15 protein-coding genes are annotated in these 20,049 nt (G+C 55.7%); 3 read left to right on the top strand and 12 right to left on the bottom strand.

The annotated features are described in order from the left end of the window. Positions 1–6 precede the first annotated feature (6 nt). The 8 genes from wcaE to ACWKXN_RS07720 form a co-directional block, all read right to left on the bottom strand. On the bottom strand, positions 7–753 hold the full coding sequence (gene wcaE, locus ACWKXN_RS07755) for a colanic acid biosynthesis glycosyltransferase WcaE (protein ID WP_023312400.1): 747 nt from the start codon (positions 751–753) through the stop codon (positions 7–9). Between the two features lie 16 nt (positions 754–769). Continuing rightward, positions 770–1,990: a colanic acid polymerase WcaD gene (gene wcaD, locus ACWKXN_RS07750; protein WP_029742034.1), complete on the bottom strand. Its 1,221-nt coding sequence runs from the start codon at positions 1,988–1,990 to the stop codon at positions 770–772. Continuing rightward, a complete protein-coding gene (wcaC, locus tag ACWKXN_RS07745; protein ID WP_048980166.1) occupies positions 1,965–3,182 on the bottom strand; it encodes a colanic acid biosynthesis glycosyltransferase WcaC in 1,218 nt (405 codons plus the stop codon). The genes wcaD and wcaC overlap by 26 nt, the downstream gene beginning before the upstream one ends. Continuing rightward, positions 3,179–3,670: a colanic acid biosynthesis acetyltransferase WcaB gene (gene wcaB / locus ACWKXN_RS07740; RefSeq protein ID WP_032642828.1), complete on the bottom strand. Its 492-nt coding sequence runs from the start codon at positions 3,668–3,670 to the stop codon at positions 3,179–3,181. Before wcaB ends, wcaC begins: the two co-directional genes overlap by 4 nt. After that, positions 3,670–4,512, bottom strand: a complete 843-nt coding sequence (gene wcaA / locus ACWKXN_RS07735) for a colanic acid biosynthesis glycosyltransferase WcaA (RefSeq protein ID WP_023312403.1) — start codon at positions 4,510–4,512, stop codon at positions 3,670–3,672. Before wcaA ends, wcaB begins: the two co-directional genes overlap by 1 nt. Before the next feature lie 151 nt (positions 4,513–4,663). After that, complete coding sequence (gene wzc / locus ACWKXN_RS07730; RefSeq protein WP_064672803.1) at positions 4,664–6,826, bottom strand: tyrosine-protein kinase Wzc; 2,163 nt, start codon at positions 6,824–6,826, stop codon at positions 4,664–4,666. Positions 6,827–6,828: 2 nt separating this feature from the next. Next, positions 6,829–7,272, bottom strand: coding sequence for a low molecular weight protein-tyrosine-phosphatase Wzb (wzb, locus tag ACWKXN_RS07725; RefSeq protein ID WP_335253778.1), 444 nt, complete (start codon positions 7,270–7,272; stop codon positions 6,829–6,831). 6 nt (positions 7,273–7,278) lie between these two features. Next, positions 7,279–8,418 (bottom strand): polysaccharide export protein, encoded by a 1,140-nt coding sequence (locus tag ACWKXN_RS07720; protein ID WP_014170829.1) that lies wholly within the window; start codon positions 8,416–8,418, stop codon positions 7,279–7,281. A 692-nt stretch (positions 8,419–9,110) separates the two neighbouring features. Here ACWKXN_RS07720 and ACWKXN_RS07715 point away from each other — a divergent pair. Further along, entirely contained in the window at positions 9,111–10,694 is a 1,584-nt protein-coding gene (locus ACWKXN_RS07715; protein WP_045887866.1) for a TerC family protein, read from the top strand. 109 nt (positions 10,695–10,803) lie between these two features. Here the strand turns inward: ACWKXN_RS07715 and asmA are convergent, their stop codons facing one another. From asmA to udk, 3 genes are all read right to left on the bottom strand, one after another. After that, a complete protein-coding gene (asmA, locus tag ACWKXN_RS07710) occupies positions 10,804–12,654 on the bottom strand; it encodes an outer membrane assembly protein AsmA (protein WP_454543593.1) in 1,851 nt (616 codons plus the stop codon). 22 nt (positions 12,655–12,676) lie between these two features. Further along, positions 12,677–13,258 carry a dCTP deaminase gene (gene dcd, locus ACWKXN_RS07705; RefSeq protein ID WP_023312408.1) on the bottom strand — a complete coding sequence of 194 codons (582 nt, stop codon included), beginning with the start codon at positions 13,256–13,258 and terminating at the stop codon, positions 12,677–12,679. 91 nt (positions 13,259–13,349) lie between these two features. After that, positions 13,350–13,991: a uridine kinase gene (gene udk, locus ACWKXN_RS07700; protein ID WP_008500855.1), complete on the bottom strand. Its 642-nt coding sequence runs from the start codon at positions 13,989–13,991 to the stop codon at positions 13,350–13,352. Positions 13,992–14,334: 343 nt separating this feature from the next. Between udk and ACWKXN_RS07695 the strand changes: the two genes are divergently transcribed. After that, the gene (locus ACWKXN_RS07695) at positions 14,335–17,664 is read left to right on the top strand and encodes a diguanylate cyclase (protein WP_454543592.1); all 3,330 of its coding nucleotides are present in this window, start codon (positions 14,335–14,337) and stop codon (positions 17,662–17,664) included. On the opposite strand, the gene alkA is transcribed toward ACWKXN_RS07695, so the two are convergent. After that, positions 17,629–18,501 (bottom strand): DNA-3-methyladenine glycosylase 2, encoded by an 873-nt coding sequence (gene alkA / locus ACWKXN_RS07690; protein ID WP_301524390.1) that lies wholly within the window; start codon positions 18,499–18,501, stop codon positions 17,629–17,631. The genes ACWKXN_RS07695 and alkA overlap by 36 nt on opposite strands. A gap of 130 nt (positions 18,502–18,631) precedes the next feature. Between alkA and yegD the strand changes: the two genes are divergently transcribed. Continuing rightward, on the top strand, positions 18,632–19,984 hold the full coding sequence (gene yegD, locus ACWKXN_RS07685) for a molecular chaperone (RefSeq protein ID WP_454543591.1): 1,353 nt from the start codon (positions 18,632–18,634) through the stop codon (positions 19,982–19,984). The last annotated feature ends 65 nt before the right edge of the window (positions 19,985–20,049 follow it).

Here is a 20,049-nt window from a genome sequence, read left to right as displayed (position 1 = left end):
TTATATTCAGGCTTTGTTATATAAGGTTTTCGTTTTGCCTGTGGTACGCAGGCGTAATAAATATGACAATTCCGCCCAGAACCCCGGCACGCGTAATATTTTACGCTGCACGTTTTTGGCATCCTGGCACAATTCCAGATTATTAGACGTTGACACGCCGCCCATGGAGAATTCAGACACCAGCCCTTTAATTCGACGGAACGGGTAACCTGATTTATACAGGCTGGCTGCCAGCGCATAATCGGAAGACACTTTATACTGCAAATCGTAAGGCTGTTTTTTCAGACCTTTTACCGGGAAGAAAATGGCCTGATGGCTGGCCGGCAGGCTGTGATAGATATACCAGCCTGGCTTCGCGCTGCGGCACACTTTATGTCCGTCGCCAAAATCGAGCAGCGCATCGCCAATATACATGGCGTCCTCTTTCTGGCGAGCCAGTTGACGGGCAAACAGCGCCACGTCTTCATGGAAAATATCGCCCGAGTTCAGGAAGATGGCATAACGGCCTTGCGCCATGCTGATGCCTTTATTCATCGCATCGTAGATGCCTTTATCTTTCTCGCTGATGTAGCGTAAGTTGAACTCACCGTTGAGTTTTTCCAGAAACTCCGCCGTGCCATCGTTCGAGCCGCCGTCGACCACAATCCACTCAAAGGTGAGGCTTGGATCGCGCGCCAGGTTGCGCAGCGAGCGCCAGGTTTTTACCACCCCTTCGTAATTACGAAAAGCGACAGTAATGACGCTAAGAAACATAAATCACCTCATTTCGTCATACGTTCGTAATATTAAGCGCCTTGCGCAGAATAAACGGACAGACAATCAAGAAAGCATATTCCGGGCTAAATATTGACCCGGTAAAAAACAGCGACACCGGAGTAAACAGATAAAGCTGAACGCGAAAGTTCTGGTTATCACCAAACGCGTTAATCATCATTTTGAAAACTTTAAACAGATACCACAGGGTCAACAGTACGGCGAACCACGAAAAATAAATAATTAACAGATACAGACCATTGTCTATGGTTTTACCGACATCCGCACCGTTAAAGATTCCGAATGATGCAACATATTCGTAAAGTGAGCCGAATCTTACTACCCCATCAATATGGGTTAAGGAATAACCCACCATAACCAGTGGCCCAATGATGCGATAATAGGACGAAGACCCTTCCGTTCCCAAATCTCCCAGACGTTCTGAGATGTACGGGAAGGCAAATATCACGCCTACCATAAATACCGTCAGGGAGATAATCGCCAGCGGCAGTTTTTTCTTAATCGCATCTTTGTTCAGGTACTGGAACGCCCACTCCAGCAGGTAAAACAGGATAAATGTCATTACCCCTGAGAACGATCCAGACAGAACAATTCCTGCAAGAATCATAGCATCGGTCTTAGGCGTTTTGATACCAAACTGTTTGATGCTGAGCCAAATTGAGATTAACGCCAGAGCGAAAAACGCCGGTTCAAAATAGAGGGCTGTAGTACGCTTCCCGCCAAACTTGATGAAGTTCAATACATAGCTGTTACTGTAAATGAGATATTTCGAAATTATCTCCATCAGGCTGCTGCCGCCGGTGAGAATAATTTGCGCCATCTCCAGTGCGGCAAGCATAACAATTAACGCAACGGCAATATAAAAGAACCTAAGGATTTTCCGATAATTGTGCGGAGAAATAGTTTTAAACCGAATACTCCAGACCATACCGATAATAATGACAATATAAACAAACAGCATGGTCGACGTGACGTATTTACTCGCATCCAGCGACTGGCCAAAGATGTAGTTAAACAGCGTCAGGCCCGTGCCCAGCCCTAGGGCAATCATCAGCTTCTTGAGGTTGATTTTATCGACATACAGCAGAAGCAGAACGGGCAGGAAGGTTACGATGGTTATCGGGAAGCTTTCGCCGAGCTGGGCAATTTTGACGTTGACCAGCAGGTAGATCAGCGGCAGCAGCAGATAACTACAGATTCTGATAGAACGAGACATATTCCTCCAGCATCTGTTGTCCACTGTAGGCCTTGCGGCTGCGGTTGCGGAACGATTCCAGGTCCGTGCCAAAAACGATCTCAGCAATCTGCGCCTTCGGCAGCTGTACCAGCGGCAGGACCTCCTGCTCCGTGAAGGTTTTCCCGCCGGACTTTTCCAGCACTTCGCGCGCCGCATCGCTGTGGGTGGCGATCACCGGCACGCCGATAGAGAGCGCCTCGCAGAGGATCAGCGGGTAGTTATCCACGCGGGAGCTGAACACCAGCGCGTCCATTTCATTCAGCGCGCTCATCAGCTTGCGCTTGTCGGTTTCAAACCCGTGGTTCACCACGTTGGCCCCTTCGAACGGCGAAAACTTGCCGAAGGTGTGAAGCTCTATCTTGTCACCCAGCGCCATCATGTCGCGCACCAGCTGCTGGTTGGTTTTACCGTCGTAACGCAGGTCATGCGCAACGATAGCGATTTTCGGTTTGCCCGCGGTTTCCGCCACCGGGGTTAGCTCGGCAAGAATGGCTTCCGTCGCCACGTCGATGCCGTTGTTGATAATCTGACAGCGCCCTGCCCCGTACAGGCTGTTGAAGGCATCGGCCACGTGCTGGCTCGGGGAGATAAACGTACAGCCGAGCGAGAGCATGTCGCGGAACAGCTGACGCTTTCCGGCCACCAGCTGATGCGCGCGATCCACCTTCACCGGCGGGTAGTTGCTTAACGTCGGGCACTTCTGGCAGTTATCTTTCCAGCCTTCGCAGCCGTCGGTAAACGCGCAGCGTCCGGTCACGCTCCAGTGATCGTGCAGCGTCCACACAAAGCGAGTGTCCGGCTTGTGGGCCTGCACCTTCTGGCAAAACGCCACTACCTCTTCCAGATTCAGCCAGTAGCTGTGCAGAACGTGAAAATGCAGCACAACCGGGCCCGCGGTGCGGGTAACCGTGCGATAAAGATTGTTCAGGTTGCCAAACAGATCGCGGTTAAACAGACGGAACAGCGCAATGTTGGCAATCGAGGTCAGACGCGGCGTGTGCTTGTGCACCTGCGGGAAATTATCGTGGCTGACGCTTTTCTTGCCGCCTTTGCCGTAGCCGTAAATAAACCGAGACTGAAGTCCTTTTTGCAGCGCGCGCTGGTGCAGATCCAGGGCCACGCCTGCCGCTCCGCCTTCTGCGAGGCGTACGTTAAATTGCAGAATGTTCATTTAATCACCTTCACGCGGGCTTTTTCTCCCACCACCAGCGCGTTATCCGGAATGCTGTCCAGCACCACGCTGCCAGCACCAATCGTGACGTTATTACCAATCGTAATGTCACCGACGATCACCACGTTCGCCCCCAGCTCGACGTTATTGCCGATGACCGGGCAGGCCAGGCTGTCAGGCCCGCGGTTGCCAATGGTGACCGCATGACGAATGGTGAAATCATCGCCGGCGACCACAAACTTGTTGATCACCACCGCATAGCCGTGATGGATGGTAAAGCGGCGGCCAATGGTCGCAGCGGCCTGAATTTCATAGCCAAAAAAGCATTCGGTGATGATGCGGTACAGCACCAGCACGGGCGCCGCCCAGATATTGTTCAGCACGTTTTTCTTACGCCACACCGAGCAAAAATGCGCGATGCGGTACGCCAGAACCATGCAGCACGGACGCAGGCTCCAGCTGTTAGCGCGGCAATCTTCCAGAAACATTATTTCCCCCGAAGTCCATCAGCCAGGCGCTTGCCGTTACGCACGGACAGCAGCGTCAGCAGCGTGCGCCAGTTCATGCGCTTATTGCGGATCTGATAGAGGGTAAAGAGCTGATATTTACGGCTGGCACGGTCAAACTTGTCCTTGTGCTTGCGGTAAAAATGGAAGTAGCCGGAGAACTTCTTCGGCGAGGAGGTGATTTGCATCTCCCCGTGGTTGATGTGCAGGATCTGGGTGGCCTCTTCCACTTTCCACGGCTCGCCGTATTCCACCACCATGCGCAGGAAGATATCGTAATCCTGCGCGGCCTTGAGTTCGGTATCGAACAGGCACTCTTTGAAGCGCCACGCCCAGGTGAAGACCTGGTTACCAATAATGTTGCGCTTGTAGAACAGGCGGCGAGAATACGGCGATTTCGGGTACAGCGGCAGACTCGCGGGCTGCGAGTAAACCTCGCCCTGACAGACATAGTCGTTGGCATACAGGAAAGCGTGCGTGACCAGCTGTTCTTTATGCGACAGGAAGATAGACAGGCGGTTCGGCGTCCATTCGTCATCGTCGTCGATCCCGGTCAGATACTGCCCTTTGGCCTGCATAATCGCCTGATTACGCACCGCGCACGCGCCGGAGTTAATGGCGTTATGCGTATAGACCACCCGCGGGTCGTTGAGGTCAGTCACAAACTTTTGCAGCTGTTCATACGAGGAAGAGCAGTCATCAACGATGATCAGCTCCCAGTTATCGTAATCCTGTCGCAGGACGGATTTGATTGCGCGGATCGCCAGCTGCTGACGATTCCATGTCGGCATATAGATTGAAACTAAAGGGCGTTGTGTGGTCATCTTTTCCCCTCACCCCGGCCCTCTCCCCAAAGGGGAGAGGGTGAAAGGCAGCCAGTGGTTATCATTACGTTCGTCCCCCACATCCAGCACCGAACAGTCCCCTCTCCCCTTTGGGGAGAGGGTTAGGGTGAGGGGTGTGGGGTGTGTTTTGTTATTTACTGTCAGACTTATATTCGTACTCGTAATAGCCGTAATCCTGGTACCCGGTCGCGCGGCGGAAGATGGAGTTCAGGATCACCCCTTTCACCTCAATCCCGTTCTGCTCGAAGCGGCTCAGGCTGGTTTCCACCTCTTTCAGGGTGTTGACCGCGTAACGCGCCACCATCAGCGTGGTGCCAGCGTGGCGGCCAACAACGGCGGCGTCGGTCACGGCCAGAATTGGCGGCGTATCGATCAGCACCAGGTCGTAATTTTTGCTCGCCCACTCCACCAGCTCGGTAAAGCGTTCGCTCATCAGCAGCTCGGACGGGTTAGGCGGCACCTGACCGCGTGGGATCAGGTCAAATTTCGGCACCGTTGTAGGTTTCGCGCTCTGGCTGATTTCACCTTTGCCGAGCAGGATTTCCGACAGACCATTCACGTTATTGGTGCCCAGCAGCTCGTGGGTGTAGCCCTTACGCATATCGCAGTCGATCAGCAGAACGCGCTTGTTGGTCTGGCTGACCACCGCCGCCAGGTTGGCGCAGACGAAGGTTTTACCGATTGACGGACTCACGCCGGTTAACATCAGGACGTTGTTTTTGGCCTGCATCATGGCGAAGTGCAGACTGGTACGCAGGCTACGGATCGCTTCGATGGCGAGGTCGGTCGGGTTACCCACCGCCAGAAGCTGGCTCTGTTTGTAACGCTTGACGCCCTTGATGGTTTTGACGCTGTCGCGGGATTTTTGCCACTCGGACAGCGGAATGCTGGCATAGACGTTGATACCGCTCTCTTCCAGCACCTGCGGGCTTTCGATACCGCGGTTGAACAGCGAACGCAGCAGCACGCCCACGATGGAGAGCATCAGGCCGAGAATAATGCTGCCGAGAATAATCAGCGCTTTCTTCGGCTTCAGCACGCCAGGCTGGGTAATGGCCGGGTCGACGATGCGCACATCACCGACGGTACTGGCTTCGGTGATTTTCAGCTCCTGCTGCTTGTTCAGCAGCTGCATGTAAACCTGCTGTCCTGACTCCACGTCGCGGGTCAGACGCACGATCTCCTGCTGCGTTTTCGGCATCGCGGTCACGCGGTCATTGAGCTTCGCCTTCTCCTCTTCCAGGGTACGGCGTTTCTCCAGCAGCGTGCGGTAGGCCGGGTGACGTTTGGTATAAAGCTTGGAAATCTCCGCCTCTTTGAAGGTCAGCTCGTTGAGCTGCGCATCAATGTTGACCATCGAATCGAGGACCGATTTCGCTTCCAGCGGCAGGTCAACGGAGTCTTTATCCTGACGATAGGCGTTCAGCTTGTTCTCGGCATCATCCAGATGAGCGCGCACTTCCGGGAGCTGTTTAGCGAGGAAGGCCAGGCTTTTCGCCGCTTCCGCCGACTTACGCTCAACGTTCTGCTCAAGGTAGTTGCGGGTAATGCTGTTCAGGATGTCGCGGATTTGATCCTTATCTTCACCGGTAAAGGTCATGCTCAGCACGCCGGTGTCCTTACCGTTTTCGGTGACGGTCAGGTTGTTTTGCAGATTGTTGATCATCCCCAGGGTGGAGAATTTGGTGACGGTGAATTCGCCGCCCTCCTGGGCGTTAATCGCGCTGACCATCATGCTGACGCCGTCTTTGGTCAGCATCTGCCCCACTTCGCCGCGGGCGCTAAAACCTGCGTCACTGGTTAGCTGATACTGTTTAGGGCCTAGCACCGTCAGGGTAAACGTCTGATCGCCTGCCCCTTTTGGCAGCACGAAGTCAGTGACTTTCACCGTGTCGTTGTTGCGCCCCATCAGCCGATCCCAGCCGGCACCAAAGACTGGGAAGGTATTTTTGGTGACGGAGATATCGAGCCCGAGGTCGTGAACCGTTTTACCCAGCACCAGGCGTGACTGGATGAGCTGAATTTCGGCGTCGGATGCCGGCGGCTTGTTCGCCAGCGCGGAACCAATGTCCTGCACCAGCGAGTTGCCGGTATTCTGCTCGATCTGCACCAGCGCATCGGCGCTGTAGATAGGGGTGGCGAACAGCGTATAGACGACGGCCGCCGCGGCGAACACGGCGGTAATGCCCAGCACCCACCACTTTGCCTCTACAACAGTGCCGACCAGGCGCCCAATATCAATTTCATCACTGCCCGAAGTCGGGGCGGCAGAAGGTCTTGTTTTTTCTGTCATTGTTATCCCTGCTGAACTTTCAGTGCCTGCGCCCACTGTTGGGCAGACTGGTCAAGTAAGGTGTAAACCGCCTCAAAGGCCTCATGGCTTTTGCGATACGGATCGGGGATTTCACGTTCATTGTCCCAGTGACCAAACAGCATCACCTTGCCGCGCATCTCCGGAGCGATATCGCACAGCGCATGAATATGGCGTTTTTCCATCGTCAGGATCAGGTCATACTCCCGGCACATGCGACCAGTGACCTGGCGGGCCACGTGGCCCTCGAGAGAGAGGTGATGATCCCGCGCCACGCTCGTTGCGCGCTCATCGGCACCCTTACCGACCAGTGCACCCAGCCCTGCCGAAGCAACGGTCAGTTCGGGCTGGTAGTGTTTCAACAACCGTTCAGCCGTAGGGGAACGGCAAATGTTCCCCACGCATACCACCAGAATTTTGTTAAACATCGCGGATTACCAGGTATGAATGTCGCGCGCCGTATCCGTCATGTAGCGAACGCCACTGATGGTTGGCAGCAACTGGTTGATCAGACGGTTCCAGCGGGCAACCGGCGCGGTGGTGACATACACCACATCATATGGCTGGAGACGGAACTCCGTTGCCATCACCAGAGAGGTCGCATCGGACATATCCAGCTGGTAGATGTTGGCAATCTTGCCTTTCGCACTGCCCTCACCTTTCAGCGGACGAATAACGAAGATACCGGTCGCGTTAGAGGTCGTCAGATCGATACCCTCAGCATTGCCCAGCGCTTCGGTCAGCGTCATACCGCTGAAGTCCATTTTGAGGGTGCTCTGTTTCTTCACTTCACCCATCACGAAGACTTTCAGATCGTCATTGCGCGGCACGTAGAGAATGTCGCCCGGATAGAGCAGGCGGTTCTGGGTCAGATCGCCGTTTTGCATCAGCGCCTGCAGCGAAATACGCTGCTCCTTCCCGTTGTGGGTGAGCACCACGTTGCGCCAGTCGGCGCCGTCGGTTAACCCGCCTGCGGCGTTGATGGCATCCAGGACGGTCAGAGGAACGTTGGTGATGGCCTGCTGGCCGGATTTGTTCACCTGGCCGGAGATATAGGCTTTTTGCGAGCGGAATGCGGCGATATTAACGTCCACCTGCGGATCGGCGATGTACTGCGCTAAGCGGCCGGTAATATCACTACGGATCTCGGCAAGCGTTTTGCCTGCAACATGGACTTTACCAATGTAGGGATAGAACATGGTGCCATCTGACTGCACCCAGTTACCGGTGTCGCTTGAGCTACGGTACTGGCCCGCTGGCGTGGTCAGTTCAGGGTGGTCCCAGACGGTCACGTTGATCACGTCACCCGGCCCCACGCGGTACTGGTAGGACGCAATTTCCTGGTCCAGCGACATATTCGGCTGGGCAACATTCGGACGTGGACGTAATTGTTCGACCAGACGAGGCGTAAGTGGATAAACATTCACCATTTTGTCGAGATCAAAATCGGCATCCTGTTGCTTGATCACATCCTTACCCATTGTTGACATATTGCTGCCGGGAAAGACCGTGCAACCACTCATCAAGGTCACAGACACCAATAATGGCATCAATTTCATTTTGGATTTCATCATTGATTATTTATCACTTTGGCAGAGTAATTATCCTGTGCAATTTAAATAAGCTCGAGTCGTATTGGGTTTCAGCATGCAGTTAATCAAATAGAAATATAACTGGCATCAGTCCTAAAAAAAGCTTATTCATCCATTGGCTATTGACAGAATAATCGAGGCTGATTCACACGCTTTCAGGCACGCTACCGCCCTTGGCTTTCAGTTACCAATCCACTGACTAAACAATGTGTTATGGATAGACACCCTCTTGAGTAAGGTCTTCTGGAAATATATCAGTCGCTTGAGAAACCCGACGGATAATGAATAACCATCCCTGAAGACCGAACATTAATAGCAACACCGAGATTTAACATTTGATGCTGGGAGAATTGTTGCAGCTAACCTAATAGCAGGCAAGGAGACAACTGTCCTAATATCGGTTTTTAAGATTAATATTAAGAGCAAATTTTTGACCTTTTAGGAATTTCTTTATATTGACAAAATGAGAGTAAAAATCATCACCTGCGATATATCCTAAAATGCATTCCTTGTAATTAAATATACGTATTTCGCTTATTTACACCCTATTGAGAATGCTCTCTTTTTTACCCGTCGTATTAAGAGAAATCTCAGCCCGGCATTGCAATTTCCCCCAGCTTTATCCATGATCGAAGTGTGACATTCGTCATATAACAGAAGGTATTGCTATTACTATGGAATGGATTGCCGATCCCTCAATCTGGGCCGGGCTGGTTACGCTGGTCGTCATCGAGCTGGTGCTCGGGATTGATAATCTGGTCTTTATCGCCATCCTCGCTGAAAAACTGCCCCCTTCCCAGCGCGACCGCGCGCGCGTGACGGGTCTGCTGCTGGCGATGGTGATGCGTTTACTGCTGCTGGCCTCTATCTCCTGGCTGGTGACGCTCACTCAGCCTCTGTTCTCCATTCACGGCCTGAGTTTCAGCGCCCGCGATCTGATCATGCTCTTCGGCGGGTTGTTCCTGCTGTTCAAAGCCACGGTGGAGCTCAACGAGCGGCTGGAGGGTAAAGACAGCGAGAACCCAACCCAGCGCCGCGGAGCGAAATTCTGGCCGGTAGTGGCGCAAATCGTGGTGCTGGATGCGGTCTTCTCCCTCGACTCGGTGATCACCGCCGTCGGGATGGTCGACCACCTTGCGGTGATGATGGCCGCGGTGATCATTGCCATAACGCTGATGGTGATGGCCAGCAAGGCGCTGACCCGCTTTGTGAACAGTCACCCGACTATCGTGATCCTCTGCCTGAGCTTCCTGCTGATGATTGGCTTTAGCCTGGTGGCTGACGGTTTTGGCTTCCATATTCCGAAAGGCTACCTGTACGCCGCCATCGGCTTCTCCGTCATGATTGAAGCGCTCAACCAGCTGGCGATATTTAACCGCCGCCGCTTCCTGTCCGCGAATCAGACCCTGCGTCAGCGCACGGCCGACACGGTTATGCGCCTGCTAAGCGGTAAGAAAGAGGATGCGGAGCTGGATGCAGAATCCTCCGCCATGCTGGCCGATCGCAGCGACGGGCCGATCTTCGACCCGCAGGAACGACGGATGATCGAGCGGGTGCTTAATCTGAATCAGCGGACGGTCAGCAGCATCATGACCTCGCGGCACGACATTGAGCATATCGACCTGACGGCACCAGAAGAGCACATTCGCGCCCTGCTGGATAAAAACCAGCACACCCGCGTGGTGGTGACCGGCGGTGAAGAGGAAGAGGAGCTGCTGGGCGTGGTGCACGTTATTGACCTGCTCCAGCAGCAGCTTCACGGCGAGGCGCTCAACCTGCGCGTTCTGGTGCGCCAGCCGCTGGTCTTCCCTGAGGGGCTACCGCTGCTTTCCGCCCTTGAGCAATTCCGTAACGCGCGCACGCACTTTGCCTTTGTGGTGGATGAGTTTGGTTCGGTGGAAGGGCTGGTCACGCTCAGCGACGTCATGGAAACCATTGCCGGTAATCTGCCTAACGAGGTGGATGAGATTGACGCCCGCCATGACATTCAGAAAAACGCAGACGGGTCTTGGACGGCTAACGGCCACATGCCGCTGGAAGACCTGGTGCAATACGTGCCGCTGCCGCTGGATGAAAAACGGGAATATCACACCATTGCCGGCCTGCTGATGGAGTATTTGCAGCGTATCCCGCAGCCGGGAGAAGAGGTTCAGGTGGGCGACTATCTGCTCAAAACGCTGCAGATTGAAAACCATCGCGTGCAGAAGGTTCAGCTCATTCCGCTGCGGGATGAGGAAGAGCTGGATTTTGAGGTTTAGGTAAAACAAAACGGCAACCCGGTTGCCGTTTTTAGTGTTTGCGCCCTCTCCCGTGGGAGAGGGCCGGGGTGAGGGCATCAGGCCGCAACGCCACCCGGCGCAACGGACATCAAAGCTTATCCAGCAGCTTCTTCACATCCTTACCGTCCTGTGAATCTTTATTACGATCCGCCCAGCCGCTAAGCCGACGTTTCGCTTCATCCTGCAGATGCTTGCGCAGGATCTGATCCACCTGCAGGCTGTAATTCAGGGCCTGCCATTTGCCGTATACGGTCAGCGGGACCGGCGTCTCTTTCAGGAAGTCGATGAGCTTGCTTTCACCCTGCCAGCCGGAAAGTACCCGCACGTTAAAGCGCGTGTCCGCCGTCTCTTTCACCAGATCCAGCTTACCTTCACCGGTCATTGATAACAGTGAAGAGGCGCCCTGCATCCCGTCGAGAGTGAGTTGTCCGTTGTCCAGCGTCAGGTCCGTGGTGAAGCTGTCGAGGCGCGTGGCACTGTCGTAGTTATCCTGAGCCTTCACATCGCTGCTGCGCTCAACCGCCTGCTGCACCAGCTGCTGGAAGTTAAGCCCTTCCATACGGGAATTCTTCAGTTCAAGATGCGCCTGCCCCTGCCACTCGCGGCGGAAAGCATCGGCATCAATTTTCGTGCCTGAGAAGTCACCCGCGAGCGTCAACTGCCCCGTCAGGGATATCGGATAGTTGAACGCGTTCAGGATAGTGCCTATCTCAACGTTATCGAGACGCGGCTGGAATTCGGCGCTGGCAACGTCTTTACGGACGTCCAGCGTGCCGGGCAGCGAGAGGTTTCCTGCGCCCATCTTCCCGCTCAGTTCGGAGATCACCAGCAAACCGTTATGGTTAAACATCTGGCTGCTCACGTCGGTAAAATCAATGCCGCGCCAGCGCAGACTATTGGCTTTCAGCAGAATATCCGCCGTGAATCCGCGCAGAGCGTTATAGTCAGGCTGATCGAGATTAGACGAGATAACCGGACGTGATGCCGGTGCCTGGCTTTGCCCCGTCTGGGTGGCATCGTTGTCCGTGGCGCTGGCCGGCAGAGGCGGCAGCAGGTTTTCCAGATTGAGCTTGTCAAACTGCAGATTCAGCACCCACTTCGGCTTCTCTTCGAGCGTGACGCTCGCCTGCCCCTTCAGGCTACTGTCATTTGCCTGCAGGTTGAGATTATCCAGCTCGAGCTGCTTTTGCTCTTCGCGCCACACGGCCTGCAGCGTTCCCTGCCCGGTTATTCCCTGGGTGGGGAGATCGGCACCCGTCAGCTGCCAGTTCAGCTGCTGGATGTCGGCCGTGAGCTGATGCGGGTAGTCCGAGGCGTTCACATTAGCATTCAGCGACAGGGTCAAATCGCGCTGATCGCGGTTCACGCGCCCGCTAAATTCCAGCGACGCAAGATGGTGAGCATCCTGTTCCATCTGCAGGTTAATGTTGCGAATGGTCACCTGCTCCTGGTGCTCATGCTGGAAAACCAACACGCTGTCGGCAACTTTCAGCTTTCCGATATCAAAGGACCAGCCGGTATCGGACGGTTCATCGGGCAGAGTATTTTCGCGCGGCGCAACCGGCGCACTGGCATCACGCACGGCTTCGGTTTGCGGGGTGAGCTGAATCACCGCGCCTTTCAGCATCACCTGCTTAACCTGCAGCTGGTGGGAAATGAGCGGGATCAGCGCCACATCGAGGCGCATGTTGTCTGCGGACACCAGCGGCTGGGACGCCCCCGGTGCCGTGAGCGACATGCGGCCAGAGAGAATGCTGAGCTGCGGCCAGACGTGCCAGCGCAGCGGCCCGTCAAGCTTCAGTTGATAACCACTGCGCGCCTCGACCTGCCGCACCATGTAAGCGCGGAAATCGTTGGGGTTAACCAGCAGAACCAACGCCGAAAGGCCAGCCACCAGCACCACCAGCAAAATCATCAGCGTCGTCAGAACTCTTCTCATGGCATCCTCAATGGACTAACGATCAGTCTTTATCAATACGGCTGGCAACCGCGCCCTGCTGGTCGCGATATTTTGCGTCCTGCCGACGGTTATAAGGACGATCTGCCGGGCCTGACAGCGGTTCAAAGCTCAACGCGCCGATCATCATGCCCGGGCGCAGCGCCAGCGGCAATTTACCGGCATTGAAGAATTCCAGCACGATACGCCCCGACCAGCCTGGATCGATACGGTGCGCGGTCACGTGAACCATCAGCCCCAGTCGCGCCAGCGAAGAACGGCCATCAAGCCAGCCGACAAGGTCCGGAGGCAGGGTGACGGATTCAAACGTCACCGCCAGGGCCAGTTCACCCGGATGCAGATAAAAAGCTTCGCCTTCATCAATTACGATTTCGTCACTCATCACGCGATCGAGCGCGGCGCTGACTTCGTCCTTCGGCCCGCTGAGGTCAATGAACGGCGCAGTGTGGCCACTAAAGGTGCGGAATTTATTCCCCAGGCGGACGTCAACGGTCACGCCATTGATACGCTCAACGGGTGGGCGCGGGGTAATAGACAAACGGCCTTCATCCAGCCAGGCTTCTATATCGCGATCGCAAAGACGCATGCCACTTTCTCCTTTCATGCATCGTACCCTGAGGCGGTAAGCGCTCAGGGTAAAACCAGGTTATCTCTGAACGGTACACAATTCACGCGGGTTATTCAAAAAACTGGCTGATTTTCGCTTTTAAGATATCAATAGCAATGCGGTTTTTACCCCCGCGCGGCACGATGATATCGGCGTATTGTTTGGATGGCTCAATAAACTGCAGGAACATCGGGCGGACCGTTTTCTGATATTGCGCCATGACGGAGTCCATCGAACGGCCGCGTTCATTCACGTCACGCTTGATGCGGCGCATCAGGCAGATATCCAGCGGGGTATCGACGAAAATCGAGAAGTTCATGGATTCACGCAGGCGGGCGTCGGTCAGCAGCAGGATCCCTTCAAGGATAATGACCTTTTTCGGCTCGATGCGGATGGTTTCCTGCGTGCGGGTGTGTTCTACGTAACTGTAAACGGGCAGTTCAATGGCCTGGCCGCTCTTAAGCGCTTCTAAATGCTGGAACAGCAAGCTGTGATCCATTGCATTTGGGTGGTCATAGTTGGTTTTGACGCGCTCTTCCATCGACAGATGGGATTGATCTTTGTAATAGCTGTCTTCGGGAATGACGCCGATATGCTCATCACCTACTTGTTCACGCAGTTCGCGATAAAGCGTACTGGCAATTAGACTTTTACCTGAAGCCGATGCGCCGGCGATGCCTATAATGACGCATTGATGAGACTTATCAGTCATAAATTTAGCGACCTGATTAACCTGGATGTTAAGGAAGGACGACGCCGGAGCGTCAAACGCGGCAATTATAGGGATTTCGCGGGCGTGATACCAGTCGAAAGCACAGGTTCTGCGAGACTGGCCGAAAAGTGACGTCTTATTCCCTGAGTGAAATTTAAATGAACGTTTTTTCAGCGTTTAACCGTTTTTTCTCACAGAGCCTCTATTTAATAAGTCTGTGGTGTCAAATTCTGAGCGGTCACCATATGAATTGTAAATTGTTTGTACTAGCATAAACCAAATTATCAAATTCACGCGTTCGGACATCTTCCCTGACGGCATGGCGTCTCTGGATAAAGCGGTAATGAATAAACAATACCAGCGGGTTTTGGTTACCACCCCACATCCTTTAATACGACTTGTCTGTCTGGGCCTGGTCACCTTTATCTTTACCTTATTTTCCCTGGAGCTTACCCGGTTCGGCACCCTGCTGGCCCCGCTCTGGTTCCCCACCGCCATTATGATGGTGGCGTTTTACCGCCATGCAGGAAAAATGTGGCCGGGAATCGCCCTGGCCTGTTCGTTCGGCAATATTCTGGCCACCTGGATGCTCTTTTCGTGGGGATCGATAAGCCTCACCTATACCTCGATTAACGTGGTTGAAGCCTTTACCGGCGCGCTATTGCTGCGCAAATTGCTCCCGTGGTACAACCCGCTGCAGAATCTGAATGACTGGATCCGCGTGGCCATCGGCAGCGCGGTGATCCCGCCGCTGGTGGGCGGCTTGCTGGTATCCCTGCTGGCTCCCGGCCCTGAACCCCTGCGTAATTTCTTCGTCTGGGTGCTGTCCGAAGCCATTGGCGCGCTGGCGGTGGTACCGTTGGGTCTGTTGTTTAAACCGCATTATCTGCTGCGCCACCGTGACCCGAGACTGCTGCTGGAAACCCTGACCACGCTGGCCGTAACGCTGGCCCTCAGCTGGGCAGCCATCACCTGGCTGCCGTGGCCTTTCACCTGCGTTATCGTTTTGCTTATGTGGAGCGCCGTGCGCTTGCCGCGAATGGAAGCGTTCCTGGTGTTTCTGGTCACCGTGATGGTTGTGTCGCTGATGATTGCCCGAAATCCTGTGGCGCTGACAACCCAGCACGTCGGGGCGATGCTGAACGCCCCCTGGCTGCCGTTCCTGATGCTGCTCCTGCCTGCCAACGTGATGACCATGGTGATGTATGCCTTCCGCGCCGAGCGCAAACACATCACCGAAAGCGAGGAGCGTTTCCGCAATGCGATGGAGTATTCCGCCATCGGTATGGCGCTGGTCAGCATTGAGGGCAAATGGCTGCAGGCTAACAAGGCGCTGTGCAATTTCCTCGGTTACAGCCAGACGGAGCTCCAGTCGCTGACCTTCCAGCAGCTCACCTGGCCGGAAGATCTGCACACCGACCTGGAACAGCTCGAACAGCTGGTCAACGGCGACATCAATACCTATACCCTTGAGAAGCGCTATTACACCCGCGACGGGGAAGTGGTCTGGGCGCTCCTTGCCGTCTCCGTCGTGCGCCATGCCGACGGCTCGCCGCTCTATTTTATCGCCCAGATTGAAGACATTAACGACCTGAAGCAGACCGAGTGGGTCAACAAACGCCTGATGGAGCGCATTACGCTGGCTAACGAAGCGGGCGGCATCGGCATATGGGAATGGGATCTGGAGCCAGATATTATCAGCTGGGACAAGCGGATGTTTGAGCTGTATGAAATCCCGCCGCACATCAAGCCTACCTGGCAGCTCTGGTACGACACGATGCTGCCGGAAGATCGTGCCCACGCTGAGCAGGTGCTGCGGGACTCGCTGATTTCCCGTCTGCCGTTTAAGCTGGAATTCCGCATCCGCGTGAAGGAAGGCGTGCGCCACATTCGCTCCCTGGCGAACCGGGTGCTCAATAAGCAGGGTGAAGTCGAACGGCTGCTCGGGATCAACATGGACATGACCGAGGTGAAGCAGCTCAACGAGGCCCTCTTCCAGGAAAAAGAGCGTCTGCACATCACCCTCGATTCTATCGGTGAAGCGGTGCTGTGCACCGATATCAACATGAACGTCACCTTCATGAACCCGGTGGCCGAGAAAATGAGCGGCTGGCTGCAGACCGAGGCTATCGGCCAGCCGATCCTCAAGGTGTTGCACATCACCTTTGGTGAAAAAGGGCCGCTGATGGAGAATATTCACAGCGGCGATATGTCCCGTTCCGATATCGATCAGGACGTGGTGCTGAACTGCCGGACCGGCGGGAATTTTGATATTCACTACAGCATTACGCCGCTCAGCACGCTGGACGGGCAGAATATTGGCTCGGTTATCGTGATTCAGGACGTGACCGAGTCGCGCAAAATGCTGCGTCAGCTGAGCTATAGCGCCTCCCACGATGCCCTGACCCATCTGGCAAACCGGGTCAGCTTCGAAAATCATCTTAAACGGCTCCTGCAGACCGTTCGCGAAACGCGCCAGCGTCATGCCCTGGTCTTTATCGATCTCGATCGCTTCAAAGCCGTCAACGATACGGCAGGCCATGCGGCGGGCGATGCCCTGCTGCGGGAACTCTCTTCCCTGATGTTGACCATGCTCCGCTCCAGCGACGTGCTGGCGCGTCTGGGCGGAGATGAGTTCGGGTTACTGCTGCCGGACTGCAATATTGAAAGCGCGCGCTATATCGCCGGGCGCCTGATCCACACGATCAATGACTATCACTTTATGTGGGAAGGTCGCCTGCACCGGATCGGCGCCAGCGCAGGCATCACGCTGATTGATGAAAATAACCATCAGGCGTCGGAGGTGATGTCGCAGGCGGATATAGCCTGTTATGCCTCGAAAAACAGCGGGCGCGGCATGGTGACGGTTTACGAACCCCAGCAGGAGCGGGATCACAACACGCGCAGCATGATGTCGCTTGATGAACAGTGGCACATGATTAAAGACAATCACCTAATGATGATTGCCCGCAGCGTCGCCTCCCCGCGCATCCCGGAAAGCAGTAATTTCTGGCTGCTCTCGTTACGCCTGTGGACCAGCCAGGGCGAAGTCCAGGAAGAGCATGCCTTCCGCTCGGGTCTGGCCGAGCCTGAGCTTTTGCACGCCCTCGACAGGCGTATTTTTAATGAGTTTTTCCGCGCCTCTGCCGCACAGGTCGCCAGTAAAGGCATGGGGGTGGCGCTGCCGCTTTCTGAGGCCGGTTTAGCCAGCGTAACGCTGGTCGATGAGCTTCTCGACCTGCTGGATAAAAGCCCGATGCCGGGTCGTCTCCTGCATCTGGTTATCTCTGCCGACGTGGTGTGTAGCCCGGATAAAAACCTGCAGCGGAGTCTGCAAAAGCTTCGCCAGGCGGGTTGCCGCGTGATCTTCAGCCAGGTGGGCCGCGACATGAACGTCTTCACCCACCTGACCGCCAATATGGCCGACTATCTGATGCTGGACGCAGAGGTGGTAAGCAACGTGTATGGCAACCTGATGGATGAGATGATGGTGACCATTGTTCAGGGCCACGCCCAGCGTCTGGGGATGAAAACCATCGCGGGCCCGTGCAATCAGCCCATCATGATGGATACGCTCTCCGGCATCGGCATTGATTTCATCTATGGCGACACCATCGCCGAGCCGCAGCCGCTGGATCTACTGCTCAACACCAGCTATTTCGCCATCAACTGACGGCGTCCAGCCGTCGGTATACCAGATATGCAGCAGCGCGTAAGAGCGCCACGGCTGCCAGCGTTCGGCATAACGCCGAATCTGCGCGGGCGTCATCCCGGCAAAGCGTTGCTTAATCAGATAATCATCTGGCAGAAAGACATCTTTCGCCTGCCAGCCGCGCAGGGCCAGGTAGTTTGCCGTCCAGCGCCCTATCCCCGGCCGCTGCTGTAGCGCCTTCATCCCGGCCTCAATATTCTCGGGTGGGAAAAGCGGAAACGTCCCGTCGATGACCGACTGCGCCAGGTGAATTAACGACTCCGCGCGTTTTACCGGCATGCCCAACGCTTTCAGCGCCAGCGGGTCCGCTGCCGCCAGCGCGTCAGGCGTGGGGAAACAGAGATAGCCCGGACAATCCGCGATCGGCTCACCGCACAGCGCCACCACGCGCGACGTCAGTTTCGCCGCCATCGCCACGCTCACCAGCTGCCCGAGGATCGCCCGGACGCCCTGCTCGTACGCGTCCATCGCCCCCGGCAGACGCAAGCCCGGCCGGGCAGCACCGAGATCCCCCAGCGTATCCGCGATGTGCTGCGGGTTGCACGCGAGATCGAACAGGCGCTCGATGCGTTCAAGGCACGTCTGCGCAACCGGAACTAATCCCGGACTGAGCGTCACGGTCAGCGTATGGGTGGCGATATACGGCGTTACGCGAAATATCCCCTGATGCCCTTCGCAGGCAAAACTGCGCTCGTAGTAGTCGTGGGTGACGGTTTCAATGCCCGTCACCGCACGCGCGCCGAGAAAGCCAAACATCCACTGCCAGTCGTAAGGGGGTTGCCAGTTCAGGGTGTACATCGTCTCTCCTTTTGGGTTCTCCACAGCATAAACGGAAAGGTCCTGTTTCGCCTTGCTTTCATATTCCTGTTGTCGCCATGAAGACATTTCGTTAAAGTCTCGCCCCTTCTCACTGGCATGGGGATTTATCGTGTTTATTGGATTCGACTACGGTACGGCAAACTGCTCGGTTGCGATTATGCAAAACGGGCAGCCACAGCTCCTGAAAATGGAAAAAGAGAGCACGCTGCTGCCCTCAATGCTCTGCGCGCCGACGCGTGAAGCGGTAAGCGAATGGCTGTTCCGCCACCATCAGGTTCCGGCCACGGCGGCGGAGACCCAGGCGCTGCTGCGCCGGGCGGTCAGCTTTAACCGCGAGGAAGACATCGACGTTACGCCGTCCAGCGTGCAGTTCGGCCTCTCTTCGCTCGGGCACTATATTGAAGATCCTGAAGAGGTTTACTTCGTTAAGTCGCCAAAATCCTTCCTCGGCGCCAGCGGACTGAAGCCGCAGCAGGTGGCGATGTTCGAAGACCTGGTGTGCGCGATGATGCTGCATATTCGCAATCAGGCACAGACGCAGGTCTCCGATGCGATTACCCAGGCGGTCATTGGCCGCCCGATCAACTTCCAGGGGCTGGGCGGCGACGAGGCCAACCAGCAGGCGCAGGGGATCCTTGAACGCGCGGCGCACCGGGCAGGCTTCCGCGACGTGGTGTTTCAGTACGAGCCGGTTGCCGCGGGGCTGGATTTTGAAGCCACGCTGACGGAAGAGAAGCGCGTGTTAGTCGTGGATATCGGCGGGGGCACAACGGACTGCTCGCTGCTGCTGATGGGGCCGCAGTGGCATAACCGTCGCGACCGTGAAAATAGCCTGCTGGGGCACAGCGGCTGCCGCGTAGGCGGTAACGATCTCGATATCGCGCTGGCATTCAAAAGCCTGATGCCGCTGCTCGGCATGGGCGGGCAAACCGAAAAAGGCATCGCCCTGCCGATCCTGCCGTGGTGGAACGCGATTGCCATCAACGATGTGCCTGCGCAAAGTGATTTTTACAGCACCGCGAACGGCCGCTTCCTTAACGATCTGGTGCGCGACGCGCAGGACGCCGAAAAAGTCGCCCTGCTGTATAAAGTGTGGCGTCAGCGCCTGAGCTATCGCGTGGTGCGGACTGCCGAAGAGAGCAAAATTGCCCTTTCCGACTGCGCTGAGCATGCGGTCTCCTTGCCGTTTATCTGCGACGAACTGGCCACCGCGATTTCGCAGGACGGGCTGGAGGCGGCGCTCGCGCAGCCGCTGCAGCGTATTCTGGAGCAGGTGCAGCTGGCGCTGGAGAACGGCAAAGAGAAGCCGGACGTGATTTACCTGACCGGGGGTAGCGCCCGTTCGCCGCTGATCAAGAAAGCGCTGGCGGAACAGCTGCCGGGCATTCCGATTGCCGGTGGGGATGACTTTGGCTCCGTCACCGCCGGGCTGGCGCGCTGGGCGCAGGTGATGTTTAGCTAGCATTGTTGCGGTGCGTTCTGGTGCCCTCACCCCGGCCCTCTCCCACAGGGAGAGGGAGAAAACAC

This window comes from Enterobacter sp. UPMP2060 (assembly GCF_053709655.1).
This window is presented reverse-complemented; position numbering and strand designations above follow the sequence as displayed.